A 12,559-nucleotide genomic window follows, 5' to 3' on the forward strand; every position below is an offset into this window, starting at 1 on the left:
AAGCGCAGCCATAGCTTGGCTATGGCGAGCATTTGCAACGACGAGCAGGGGGCTTTTGGCGTGATGAGCGGGCATGATCGAAATACTCTCAGCCTCTGAGGTTCAGGCCAGCCAAGCGCTTGCGCCGATCAGTCCCTGAAGCCCTCTCCGCTGCCCGCAAAGGCCCTTTTTGCGGGGAACCTCACCTGCACAATGGCTTTCAGTGATCGCTCGTCAAATCGATCAGAAGAATTTGTATTCAACCGACAGCTTCAGCGCGCGGCGCTGAGCGTCTTCCGCCTGTTGGGGAATGATGTTCCCGCCCGTGTCCGCCAGCGCCCGCGCATCGAATGCAGGGAATTGATTCAATAAGTTGCGGACATAGACCCCGAGAGTGAGGTTCTTCACCCCTGTGTAGTTGAAAAAGTAGTCCAAACGGGAGGTCGTCCCCACGCGACAGTCGTCGGCTGAAATGCCCTTGGCCGCGCAACCCGCCAAGCTCCAGTTATCGTCGAAATAGTCTGTCTGTAGAGTTGTCGCGCTCGAATGCTTGATGCGTATGCCGTTCACGAATGGGCCCGTGGTCAACGCTGCCGTCAACGATGCGCTAAGGCGCGGAACGCCGTAAGTACCAGCAAGGTTATTTCCGTACGAGTTGATGATCGTGCTGTACGAATAGTACGACTTGACATAGGTTGCGAGGAACCCGACCTCAACACTACCGCTTCCAAGTCCAAACTTGGAATTGGCGGCAAAGTCGAACCCTTCCGTCTTGGTCCTGGAGACGTTCTCGAACTGGTTGACGATCGAACTCAGTTGACCAAACGTCACTCCATACTTCGCTTGTTGCTCCGCGGTGAATACTGAATCCGCGTCCAGAGGATTGCGTTTGATAGAAACTCCGGGAGGCAAATTACCCTCGGCGGCCAGCACTTCCTGCGTCGACTTCAGTCCAATCTCGTCCTTGCGGTGGATGTTGAAGTAGTCGATGCCGACATTGAAGTCCTTTGTCGGCTCAAACAACAGGCCAAGCGACAGGCCGCGGGAGACTTCAGGTTTGAGGGTCGGATTGTTCGACGTGATGTTGGCCACGCCACCTCCGCACTCTGCCTGCTCCACAATGTCCGCCTGTGCTGCAAGTAGCACCTTGTTCGGGTCGCTGGCCGGCAACGCATCAGACTGGGCGCGAAGATCTGTCGCCAAAGCTAAAGCTTGGGGGCAGCGCTTCGGATCGGTCACTCCGTTAGCAAATGAGAACTTGGTGGAGGTGGCGCTCTCGGTCAGGTTGGGGGCGCGAAAGCCACCTTCGAGCGTTCCGCGGAACAGCAACTCCTTTGTTGGCCGATAGCGCAAGCCAAGCTTGGGGGAGACGTGCGCGTTGAATCCTGGAAACTTGTCAATGCGGGCGGCGACTTGTGCTTCCCATTCTTTTGTCAGCGGCGCGTCCAACTCGGCAAACACGGCACCGAAGGTGCGCGCTGCGTCTGTGCTGACCAACCCCAAACCGACGATATCGCCGGCAAGAAGATTTGCGGTCGGCGAGATATTCATCTTTTCGTGACGAAGATCGAAGCCAGTGGCCAGAGACAGCGGCCCACCACCCAAATGCATCAATTCGCCGGAGATCTTGCCGTCAAGGGCAAGTTGCTTCGTTTCAGCCTTGTAGCCGAACCGCGGAAACAGCGTGTCGATCACAGCCGGTGAGTTGGGCTGGCCGATCTGATAGCCACCGGGCTTGTTAAAGAAATCCGGAGCCAGCGATACGTAATCACCAATCACCGACTTGAAGCCGCTATCGCTGAAACGGCCGCGCTCAACTTGATCAGCCTTAGAGCCCATGAACGACACCGCACTCTCAAAGTCCCAGTTCTTGTAGGTGCCGCGCACGCCTGCCAGCACCCGGTAGTTGTCGCTCGTCACTTGCTGTTCGCTCGGACCATCGACAAAGCGATATCTGAACTCCACCTCATCATTCGTCGGATTTAGCGGATGCCCTACCGGCAGGCCGCGATAGAAGAAACTCTTCGTCATGTTCGTCGACGGATCACCCCAGGTCTCGTCGGCATTGAACCCGTAGGTCTGGAAGGCGTTGATGTACGTGGTCTTCGTTCGCGAAAGGAGCACTTCGCCGAAGGCCTCCACACTCTCATTGATTTTGAGTTGACCCGAGACGAGCGAATTCACGCGATCGCCCTTGGGTTGAGCTTCGAATCGCGTGTAGCGGTCGTAGCGGCAGAGGCCGCCGATGACCAAGCTCGGGTCACACCCAGGGACCGGTCCGACACCAATAATGTTTCCGGGATAGCTAAAGCTCGACAACTGGCCCGTGCCCTTCGGAATGATGGCCAGCGTCAGTGGGTTCGCATGCTGGAGAACATCCCGCCAGATGACTTGGTCACGCTTGAAAAACTCAATGTTTGCAAGCACGTTGAAGCGATCGGTATCCAGGTTTCCGAAGCCGCCAGTGATGTGGAATGCCCTCTCGCCAAACTTCTTGCTGACCGTCGAACGCTCATAGTCGCCGCCGACCACGAGGCCGCGATAGTCCTTTCGCGTGATGATGTTGATCACGCCTGCGACGGCGTCCGAACCGTAGATTGCCGAGGCTCCATTCCTCAAGATTTCGACGCGTTCGACCGCATCCAGCGGCAAGCTGTCGACGTTGGTGAAAATCTCGTTGAAGTCCGCGAGCGCGTACGGTGACACGCGGCGGAAGTTCAGCAGCACGAGCGTCGATTGCTTGCCCAGGTTGCGCAAAGAAACGCTGGAGGCGCCCCCCGCGAAGGAATTGCTGCCATTGATGTCTGACAGGCCGCTGGTCGACGACGGTAGCGCGTCAATGAGTTGGCGCACAGTAGTGGCGCCTGTGCGCTTGATGCCTTCTCGGGTGATCACCTGCACAGGAGACGACGTTTCCGTGTCAATTCGCTTGATATTCGAGCCGGTGATCTCTACCCGTTCCAGTTGGGTCGTAGTCGCTTCGCTTTGCGCGAAGGCAGGATTTGCCGACGTTAGCAAGCCCGTGATGGCCGCTGCAATTTTCATGTGGCGTTGATTTTGCATTTTGCGGACGAGATGAAGTTGAAATTGATCTCGCCTCCCGAATCGCTGTCGGGGCCAACGCCATCCCAGCAAGCGTGGCACTTCCCGAGCCTGGTCGGGAGGGTTGCCCACAAGCGTGAATCGAAACCAGTTTGACTTCTGGCGGATTGACGTATTGACGAGGCCGTGTGTCGGAACATATGCGAGAGTGCACAAGCACCTGCCGTCCGTCAACAAGGGTTTCCTTGCAAATTGTGTCGCTACAACGGTACAAGGGCACGCTGCGTGCACCGCGGTTGAGCACGCAAACCGCGCCGAATACACAAGATCATGGCATTCTCCTTTCAAGGATGCCTTGAGAGGCTGAGAGTATTTCGATCATGCCCACTCATCACGCCAAAAGGCCCCTGCTCGTCGTTGCAAATGCTCGCCATAGCACGAGCTATAGCGAGCATTTGCGCCTAGATCAGGCGCCTTTTGACATGCTGCTCGGACACGCTCGACGTACTCTCAGCCTCTGAGCGAGAACGATCTAAAAGGGTCCGTTGTCGGCCGGCTTGTGTGCGGAGTTCGTCGAGCCTTTGAAGCGCTCAACCTGTCGACTCACTTCCGCCTTGTGTGCAGCATCCACAGCCGTGCGAGGTCGGCCGTGCCATCCTTGCCGCCGACAGCCTTCAAGGTAGCCTGCGCCTTGGCGGTCTCGCCCGCGGTGAGCTGTGCCACGGCCAGATGCAACTGCACGTCGTCGGCGCGCTTCAAGTTGTCCTTGGCCACACCTTGCTGCATGAGCTGCAGGCCCTGCGCCTTGTCGCCGGCGAATACGAGGTTCATGCCGATGTTCACGAGTGCCGTGCCGTCCTTGGCCGCCTTGGCCTCGGTAATCGCAGCGGCTTGGCCCGCCTTGCCTTCCTCCACCCGCTTGACGATCAGGTCGCGCAGGCGCTTGTGCCGATCGGCCTGCGGGCCAACCCCGAGCACGTTGGCCGCGAAGCCCTTGTCGAGCACCTGCTTGGCCTCGTTGGGGCTTCCCGCTTGTGCGGCGAGTTGTGCCATCTCCATGAAGTCATTGGCCTGACTCATGCTGCCGGTGGCCAAGGAGAGGCGGTAGATGTCGAGCGCGAGCCGGTCGCTGAAGCCGGGCTTGCGCTGCAGTCGACTCAGCAGGTCGACCCAGTACTCCTTTTTCGGATAGTAGGTCACCAACCGCTCCAACGCCCACACGTAGCCGTTGATGTCATTCATCTTGAGCGTGGCGTTCACCAGCAGCTTGAGCCGGTCTTCGGCCGGGGCGCTGCCGCTGCGTTCGGCTTGCTGTACCTCAGTCGTCAGTTCCTTGGAGGCTCCTGCGAAATCACCCGCGAGGTACTGGCTCTGGATGAGCAGGGTGCGCATCGCACTGCTGGTGCCGGCTTCCTTGAAGTAGCGCTGGCCCCACTGCTGGGCCTTGCTGTACTGGCCGGCGCGATAGTAGGCACCAGTGATCGATTCGATCATGCGCAGCTTGTCGGCCGCGCTAATACGCCCGCTCATCGCCTCGAAGGACTTGGCCGCGGTTTCCGCATCGCCCGCCCCGCTGGCCGCAGCGATGCGCATGCGCTCGATCACGTAGCTTTCATTGGCGGTCTTGTTGCCAACGGCGTCGGCTTCGCGCACCTTGTTCAGCGCCTCCTTGTACTTTTGCGCGCGGATGAGTTCCTGCGCGGCCTGCAGCGGCTTGCCCACGTAGGGGCGCACGGCTTCTTGCGCTTGCCCCAGGAGCGCTGCGCTCAAAGCGCAGGCCACCAGGGTCTTGATGAAGGTTTGTCGCATCAAAAATTCAGTCCTTGTGTTGCGCATTCGAACAGCGAGCAAAGCGAAGCTGCTCCCTCACGTTCGCTCGCAGGTCCGGCTCCGCCGCCCCTCAGAGGCAACCCTCAGAGGTTGAGAGTGGTGCCTCTCGGGAGGTAGACGCGCAGTACGCTGATGGCCCAAACTACTTCACGAATTGCTCATTGCCGACCATGCCGAGCCTCGTCACGCCCAGGCGCTGCGCACTCGCGAGCACCGCGGCCACGGACTTGTACTCAACGAGTCTGTTAGGCCGAATGTGCACTTCAGGCTGGTCCGGTTGCGCGGCAGCTTGTGCCAATTTTTTTTCCAGCGTGGCCCGATCGGGCAGTGTCTCGCCGTTCCACAGCACCGTGCCATCGAAGTCGATGTCGACGGTCACCACCATCGGCTCCTTGGTCGGCGGCGGGGGATTGCCTGCGGGCAGGTTCAGGTTCACTGTGTGCAACTGGATCGGGATGGTGATGATGAGCATCACCAAGAGGACCAGCATGACGTCGATCAGCGGCGTGGTGTTGATGTCCATCATCACCTCCGGGTCGCCGCCCCCGGAATTCAGGTTCATTGCCATGATTCGGTCTCTCCGGTAACCCGTTCGGGCTGAGGTATCGAAGCCGCGCGTCAGCGGGTCGTCGCCTAGACGGATAACTCAGCCGAACGGAATGTGGTTCGCGTCGTGTCAACCCTTGGGCGGCGGTTCGGTCACGAAGCTGATTTTGAGAATCGCCGCGCGCTGGCAGGCGAAGATCACCCGCCCCACCGATTCGTAGCGGGTCTTCTCGTCGCCGCGGATGTGTACTTCGGGCTGCGGCGTCATCGTCGCCACTTTCTTCAGGCGCTGGAAAAGCGCTTCGTTGTCGGGCACGAGTTGCGTGTTCCAGTACACGTCGCCATCCTTGTTGACCGAGATCTCGATGTTTTCGGGCCTGGTCTGGCGCGCAATGTTGCTCTCTTTGGGCAGGTTCAGCGGAACGGTCTGCGTGACGACCGGGATCGTGATCAGGAAGATGATCAAGAGCACCAGCATCACGTCCACCAAAGGCGTGGTGTTGATGGTCGAGACGACCTCGTCTTCTCCGCCATCGGAACTGCCGACGTTGATAGCCATCTTGAGGCTCCTTTGAATCGCTTGTGAGGCAGAGTATCTTGCCCACACTCCCCGTCGAGAAAAGGAATCGGGTGTGGGGTCGTGATTTGGCTAGCGAACGCTATTCGCGCGAGCACCCATCAGCACGCCATGCAGGTCAGCACTGAAGCTGCGCACCGCCTCCATCGTGACCTTGTTACGACGCACCAGCCAGTTGTAGCCGAGCACCGCGGGCACCGCCACCGCCAAGCCCATGGCGGTCATGATCAGCGACTCACCCACGGGGCCCGCCACCTTGTCGATGGACGCTTGGCCTTCAATGGCGATCTGGGTCAGCGCGTTGTAGATGCCCCAGACCGTGCCGAATAGGCCCACGAACGGAGCGGTCGAGCCCACAGTGGCAAGGAACGCGAGACCATCTTGCAAACGCGACTGGACGTCATCGACTGCGCGCTGCACGCTCATCGTGACCCAGGTGTTGCGGTCGATGTGCTCGGTCAGCGCGCCTTCGTGATGCTCGTTGGCTTCGATGCCCGTCTCGGCGATGAAGCGGAAGGCGCTGCCATCCTTCAAGGTCTTGGATGCATCACCCAGGCTTGCGTGCTTGAAGAAGCCTTTGCGTGCGGCCTTGGCCTCGCTCCCGATCTTTATGCTTTCCCACAGCTTGGTGATCAAGATGTACCAGCTACCGAGCGACATGATGACCAGGATCATCAGCGTGCCCTTGGCCACGAAGTCGCCCTGCCCCCACAGCGCCTTGATGTCGTAAGGGTTGTTGATCGTCTCCTTGGTGGTCGTTGCTTGAAGCGGAGTCGGCGCAGGAGCGGCAACAACGGGGGCCTCGGCCCCCGGTGCGCTGGCGGGAGCTTGCGCGCAAGCCGGAGCGACGGCGAAAGTTGCTGCGAGGGTGATTGTCGCGGCAGCGATGGCTTGATTGATGCGGGGGAACATGCAGAGGTTTCCTGGAAATCCGAAGATCAAATGGGTTTATGAAAATTCGCCGTCCACCTTGTGGGCACGGCAAGGCGGCATGAAGAGTTCTGGATCAATTGATGTTGAACACGAACTCCTGCACAGCCTGGGCATCGCCTGCACATTGGTACTCTCGGATTGCAGACTCGACGGCCTGGGCCAGCAAGCGTTGCGCCTTGCGATCGCTCGTGCCACGGAACTGGCCCACCACGACACTGGCGACTTTTCCACCTTCAATACTGATCTTGGCCGTCATGGAAATCTGACCCGAGATGTTCAGCCCAGGAAGTTCCGGTTGAGGCATCTTCGTGCACACGGCACGAACGTTCACCGGGCCTGCAGGCGGCGTCGGCGCCGCCGGAGCAGCCGCTTCAACCTTGGGCTCCACCGGATGAAACTCCTGAGGCGGCGGAGGTGTGGTCTGCTGAACGGTAATGGTCGGCTGCTGAGCAGGCGGAGTCGCGATATGCACTTCCGGCGGCGGAATGAACGGCGGTGGCGGCGCTTCCATCTTGGGCGGCGGCGGCACGATGATTTCCGGCGCAGGCGCTGGCTTCTTGATCTCCTCGATCACTTTGGTTTCGATAGGTGCACGCACCACATCGACCACTTTTTTCGCGAGACCCGACACGAGAGCCCAGACGATGAGGACGTGAATAAGAATGACAAACGTGATCCCGACGAGATGTCGTCTGGGGTCGGCTTGTCGTTTGGAAAAGTTCATGTCCTGGGAAGCTCCACAGTCGAGTTGGCGAATCAGAGGCTGAGAGTATTTCGAACATGCCCGCTCATCACGCCACCCCTGCTCGTCGTTGCAAATGCTCGCCATAGCACGAGCTATGGCTGCGCTTTGCGCCTGGATTAGGCGCCTTTTGACGTGCGGCTCGGACACGCTCGAGATACTCTCAGCCTCTCAGCGGAGAGTAACAAAAAAGGGCCCGCTGCCTTCTGGCCAGCGGGCACGGACATGCAAGAGATTGTCGTTCGACTTGCTCCGTCAGGCAGGCGCCGACTCGACTCGTGGCACTGCCGCGAGTAACGTACGTGTGTACTGTGACTGCGGATGATCCAGTACGCGTTGCGCGGTACCGGTCTCTTCGATGCGGCCGCGCTGCATGACGGCGATGTGGTCTGCGATGTACTCGACGACCCCGATGTTATGCGTGATGAAGAGGTATGCGACGCCCAACTCGCGCTGCAGATCTTTGAGCAGGTTGAGTATCTGCGCCTGCACCGACACGTCGAGCGCAGAAGTGGGTTCGTCGCACACGATGAGTCTGGGCTCGACTGCGAGAGCACGCGCTATCGCGATGCGTTGCCGCTGGCCGCCCGAAAACTCGTGCGGATAGCGAGCAAGCGCATCGCGGTGAAGCCCGACCTGATCGACGAGGCGTTCGAGGTTGGCACGTCGCGTTGTCGCGTCGAGATCCGGGCGCAGCGCAAGCAGCCCCTCTTCGAGAATGTCGAAGACGCGCATGCGCGGATTGAGCGAAGCAAAGGGATCCTGAAAGATGATCTGGATCGATCGGCGCGCTGTGCGAAGGGCGTCGCCTTCGAGCGTGAAGAGGTCGCAGCCGTTGAAGTCCGCCTTGCCTTCGATCACGGCCTGGCGGCGAAGCAGCTGCACGATGGCCTTGCCGGTGGTTGTCTTGCCGCACCCTGACTCACCAACAAGAGCCAGCGTCTCACCAGCGCGTACCGTGAATGAGACACCGTCTACTGCATTGAACGAATCCAGCGCCCGGCGCAGCATGCCCTTGCGGATGGGGAACTTCACGCGAAGGTCTTGTATGTCGAGCAGAACATCGCCGCTCGATCTTCCCGACGATGCCGGCTCTACACCGTAGGCCGCAGGACGGGAAGCGGTCGCAAGCGTGTCGGGCAACGCTTGTGCGACATCACCTGCATCTCCACGCTTGGCCGCATCAGCCATGACCGCCGGCTCATAGAGAAAGCAGCGCACACTCGCCGTAGGCGTGAGGTTCGTGAGCGCGGGAGGCCGCTTGCGGCAGGTATCGAAGACGCGGTCGCAGCGCGGGGCGAATCGGCAGGCGTTGAACTCCTGCCACAGCGGCGGCACGGTGCCCGCGATGGCGGCAAGCGTTCCGCCGCGCTTGCTGGTGTCGGGCAGCGCCTGCAATAGCAATCGCGCGTACGGATGCTTCGGGGAACGAAAGAATTCCTCGGCGGTCGCGACCTCGATGATCTGGCCCGCATACATGAGCGCAACGCGATGCGCCATACCGGACACGACGGCGAGATCGTGCGTGATGAGCAGCATGCCCATCCCCTGCTCTCTCTGCAATTGCCTCAGAAGGTCGAGGATCTGTGCCTGAATGGTCACGTCGAGTGCCGTTGTCGGCTCGTCGGCCACGATGAAGTCGGGCTCGCCCGCCAGCGTGATCGCGATCATCACGCGCTGCTTCTGGCCGCCGCTCATGCGAAACGGGTACTCGTCGATGCGGCGCTCTGGCTCGGGAATGCCCACGCGGCGCAGCCAGTCGATGGCCTTCTCGCGTGCAGCCTGCCCGCGCACAGGTGTGTGCGCTTCAATGGCTTCGACGATCTGGTCGCCGATACGCATCACGGGGTTGAGACTGGTCGACGGCTCTTGAAAGATCATCCCGATCTTGCCGCCGCGGATCTTGCGCATTGCCGCTTCAGGCAGCGAGAATATTTCATTGCCGTCAATGTCGAGCGTGCCGTCGGTCACTTTGCCGTTCTCGGGCAGAAGCCTCATCAGCGCAAGCGCTGTCATGCTCTTGCCGCAACCTGATTCGCCCACCAGGGCAATGGTCTCACCCCGCGCAATGGACAGGCTCAGGCCATCAATGGCCTTGACCTGCCCGACGTCGGCATCGAGCGCTACTTTGAGATCAGAAACGTTCAACATGGAATGGGGCTTCAGAGACTGAGAGTATTTCGAGCGTGCCCGAGCAGCACGTCAAAAGGCGCCTGATCTAGGCGCAAAGCGCAGCCATAGCTCGTGCTATGGCGAGCATTTCCAACGACGAGCAGGGGTCTTTTGGCGTGATGAGCGGGCATGATCGAAATACTCTCAGCCTCTCAGGTTCACGGTGGCAGGCGCCTTGCGCGTGCTGATGCGCTTGGGTCGGAAGACGCGCGAGCGCGGATCGAATGCGTCGCGCACGCCATCGGCGAAGAGGTTGGCTGCAAGCACGAGGGTGACCATGAAGGTGAAGGCGGCGGCGAAACTCCACCACACGACCGGGTCCGTGCTCATTTCGGAGCGGGCGAGGTTGATCATGCCGCCGAAGCTGTTCATGCTCGGATCGACGCCGACGCCGACATACGACAGCACGGCCTCATAGAGGATCAGCGCGGAGAACTCAAGCACCGTGGTGATGAGCATCAGGTGGGCGACATTCGGGAAGATGTGCTTGGCCATGATGCGCATCGACCCGACACCGAAGGCACTTGCGGCTTGCACGTATTCGAGTTCGCGCAGCTTCATCGTCTCGGCGCGAAGCAGCCGGCACAGCCCCGCCCAGCCGGTGAGGCCAAGAATGGCGCACAGCAGGAAGAGCTTCAGGTCGGACCTTTCGGCACCCGTCTCGAAGAGCTCGGGGTGCTTGTCGAGGAACACCTGCACCATCAGCACGAAGGCGGCAATGAGCAGGATGTTCGGGATCGACGACAGCACGGTGTAGATGTACTGAATGACCTCGTCGACCCAGCCGCGAAAGTAGCCGGCCATGATGCCGAGGATGACCGCGAGCGGCAGCGTCGCAATCGTCGACAGCGTGCCGATGACAAAGGCGGTGCGAATGCTCTTGAGCGCCTGGAACAGCACATCGTTGCCGGTGCGGTCGGTGCCGAGCACGTGGTACCAGTCCATCAGCGCAACAATGGGTCCGAAGACCACGGCCACTGAAAATATGGTGATGAGCGCGACGCGCCAGGGAATCGGCGTCTCGTCGTGTATCACCCGCAGCCACATTTCGCGAAACGTCGTCTTCGCGTTGCGTGCGAGTACGGCAATCATGAGAAAGCTGACGATGGCCGCCACGATCGCACCGCCGATCAGCCCCTTGATCGCACGCGCGGTCACGTCGCCAACCCATTCCTGTTCGGGGTTCTTGAGGTGCGCACCACCGAACTGCAGGCGAGGTGCCACGCGCTCGACCTTGCCGTTGACTTCGACGGACTCCTTGCGGAAACCAACGTACGCAAGCGGCTTGGAATATGTCGGCTCGCGCGAGTCGATAAGGTGCGACAGCATCGCATCGAGCGCGGAACGTGTGCGAGGTTCATAGGCCACTGCGCCGGGCGCAGAGCCCGCGCCCGCAGGCAGCGCACGACGGTAGTGAACGCTGTCCACGAGCGTGAGCAGCAAGCAAAGCAGCACCAGCACAGCGCAGGCCAGTGCCGGCGCATCGCGGAATACCTTGCCCCAACTCACGCGCCAGGTGGGGCTGCGCGAGACGAGCCAGCCGTACCCCAGCATCATGAAGAACAACAGCCAGATGACCACGTCGGTCCACAGAAGAACAAACTTCGGCATGATCGAAATACTCTCAGTCTCTCAGGACAGACGCACGCGGGGGTCGGCCCAGGTGTACGCGATGTCGATCAAGATGTAGGTTGCGATGTAAAGCAGCGAGCCCACGAATACCATGGTGCGAACGATTGCGAAGTCCTGCTTCGTGATGGCATCGATGACGTAGGCGCCGAGTCCCGGGATGCCGAAGAAGCTCTCGAACACGAGGCTTCCCATGAACACGTAGGGCAGATAGGCCCCTGCGCTCGTGATGATGGGAATGAGCGCGTTTCGCAACACGTGCTTGAAGAGAACCTTCGCCTCAGACAGTCCTTTTGCGCGAGCAGTGCGAACATAGTCGCGGCCGATTTCCTCGAGGAACATCGCGCGATAAAGACGCGCCTCAGCGCCCAGTCGCGCGAGCAGCGACAAACCGATCGGAAGCACCAGGAACTTCACCACATCAAGTCCTGGCGCGTACCCCGAAATCGGCGCGAGCTTCAGCACGCGCGAGAACAGGAACTGCCCGACGATGATGTAGAACAAACTGGAGATCGAGAGCATCACCACGCAGAGCACGACGCCCCACAGGTCCCATCGTGTATGCCTGAACATCACCAGCACCAAGGCGAATGTCGTGCTCGCGATCACCTGCAGGATGAACAGTGGCAGCGCGAGTTGCATGCTCACCCACATGCGCTTGCTCACCTCATAGCCAATGTCGCCCGCGCTCTCTCCGTCGGCGCGACCGAAATTCAGAGCGAAGAGCGACACTGAGCGATCCCAGAAGATCGTGTCGGTCAGTTTCTCGCTGCCCTCCTTCTTGTTGTTCCAGTACAGAGGCTTGTCGTAGCCGCGCTCGACCTTCCACTTGGAGATGAGCTCGAGCGTCACCCGCTTGCCGCCGATATTCAGGCGCGCCATGTCGTCGGGCGTGTTGACTGTAAAGAAGAGGAAGAAGGTTGCCAGGTTCACGCCCAGAAGCACCAGCGCGCCATAGATGACGCGTCGAGTCAGATAGGAAAGCATCGCGTGGAAAGCCCTTAGAGGCTGAGAGTATTTCGAGCGTGTCCGAGCAGCACGTCAAAAGGCACCTGATCCAGGCGCAAAGCGCAGCCATAGCTCGTGCTATGGCGAGCATTTGCAACGAC

General features: G+C 60.1%; 9 protein-coding genes. All 9 read right to left on the bottom strand.

The annotated features are described in order from the left end of the window. Positions 1–222: 222 nt before the first annotated feature. The 9 genes from AC30NL_RS03935 to AC30NL_RS03975 all read right to left on the bottom strand — a co-directional run bounded on the left by AC30NL_RS03935 (position 223) and on the right by AC30NL_RS03975 (position 12,437). Positions 223–3,042 (bottom strand): TonB-dependent receptor plug domain-containing protein, encoded by a 2,820-nt coding sequence (locus tag AC30NL_RS03935; protein ID WP_489462707.1) that lies wholly within the window; start codon positions 3,040–3,042, stop codon positions 223–225. 582 nt (positions 3,043–3,624) lie between these two features. After that, entirely contained in the window at positions 3,625–4,830 is a 1,206-nt protein-coding gene (locus AC30NL_RS03940; protein ID WP_489462708.1) for a tetratricopeptide repeat protein, read from the bottom strand. Between the two features lie 163 nt (positions 4,831–4,993). Continuing rightward, positions 4,994–5,419: an ExbD/TolR family protein gene (locus AC30NL_RS03945; RefSeq protein WP_489462709.1), complete on the bottom strand. Its 426-nt coding sequence runs from the start codon at positions 5,417–5,419 to the stop codon at positions 4,994–4,996. Positions 5,420–5,527: 108 nt separating this feature from the next. Continuing rightward, positions 5,528–5,956, bottom strand: coding sequence for an ExbD/TolR family protein (locus tag AC30NL_RS03950; protein WP_489462710.1), 429 nt, complete (start codon positions 5,954–5,956; stop codon positions 5,528–5,530). A 90-nt stretch (positions 5,957–6,046) separates the two neighbouring features. Further along, positions 6,047–6,886, bottom strand: coding sequence for a MotA/TolQ/ExbB proton channel family protein (locus AC30NL_RS03955; protein WP_489462711.1), 840 nt, complete (start codon positions 6,884–6,886; stop codon positions 6,047–6,049). 94 nt (positions 6,887–6,980) lie between these two features. Next, complete coding sequence (locus tag AC30NL_RS03960; protein ID WP_489462712.1) at positions 6,981–7,631, bottom strand: energy transducer TonB; 651 nt, start codon at positions 7,629–7,631, stop codon at positions 6,981–6,983. A gap of 273 nt (positions 7,632–7,904) precedes the next feature. Next, on the bottom strand, positions 7,905–9,800 hold the full coding sequence (locus AC30NL_RS03965; protein WP_489462713.1) for an ABC transporter ATP-binding protein: 1,896 nt from the start codon (positions 9,798–9,800) through the stop codon (positions 7,905–7,907). Between the two features lie 165 nt (positions 9,801–9,965). Further along, positions 9,966–11,432 carry an ABC transporter permease gene (locus tag AC30NL_RS03970; RefSeq protein ID WP_489462714.1) on the bottom strand — a complete coding sequence of 489 codons (1,467 nt, stop codon included), beginning with the start codon at positions 11,430–11,432 and terminating at the stop codon, positions 9,966–9,968. A gap of 21 nt (positions 11,433–11,453) precedes the next feature. Next, the gene (locus AC30NL_RS03975) at positions 11,454–12,437 is read right to left on the bottom strand and encodes an ABC transporter permease (protein WP_489462715.1); all 984 of its coding nucleotides are present in this window, start codon (positions 12,435–12,437) and stop codon (positions 11,454–11,456) included. Between the last annotated feature and the right edge of the window lie 122 nt (positions 12,438–12,559).

Source organism: Rhizobacter sp., from assembly GCA_021153565.1.
Classification (GTDB): Bacteria; Pseudomonadota; Gammaproteobacteria; order Burkholderiales; family Burkholderiaceae_C; genus Albitalea.

Excerpts from the sequence above, each read along its gene's own strand:
- AC30NL_RS03935 (WP_489462707.1), bottom strand. The coding sequence starts at position 3,042 with ATGCAAAATCAACGCCACATGAAAATTGCAGCGGCCATCACGGGCTTG.
- AC30NL_RS03940 (WP_489462708.1), bottom strand. The coding sequence starts at position 4,830 with ATGCGACAAACCTTCATCAAGACCCTGGTGGCCTGCGCTTTGAGCGCA.
- AC30NL_RS03945 (WP_489462709.1), bottom strand. The coding sequence starts at position 5,419 with ATGGCAATGAACCTGAATTCCGGGGGCGGCGACCCGGAGGTGATGATG.
- AC30NL_RS03950 (WP_489462710.1), bottom strand. The coding sequence starts at position 5,956 with ATGGCTATCAACGTCGGCAGTTCCGATGGCGGAGAAGACGAGGTCGTC.
- AC30NL_RS03955 (WP_489462711.1), bottom strand. The coding sequence starts at position 6,886 with ATGTTCCCCCGCATCAATCAAGCCATCGCTGCCGCGACAATCACCCTC.
- AC30NL_RS03960 (WP_489462712.1), bottom strand. The coding sequence starts at position 7,631 with ATGAACTTTTCCAAACGACAAGCCGACCCCAGACGACATCTCGTCGGG.
- AC30NL_RS03965 (WP_489462713.1), bottom strand. The coding sequence starts at position 9,800 with ATGTTGAACGTTTCTGATCTCAAAGTAGCGCTCGATGCCGACGTCGGG.
- AC30NL_RS03970 (WP_489462714.1), bottom strand. The coding sequence starts at position 11,432 with ATGCCGAAGTTTGTTCTTCTGTGGACCGACGTGGTCATCTGGCTGTTG.
- AC30NL_RS03975 (WP_489462715.1), bottom strand. The coding sequence starts at position 12,437 with ATGCTTTCCTATCTGACTCGACGCGTCATCTATGGCGCGCTGGTGCTT.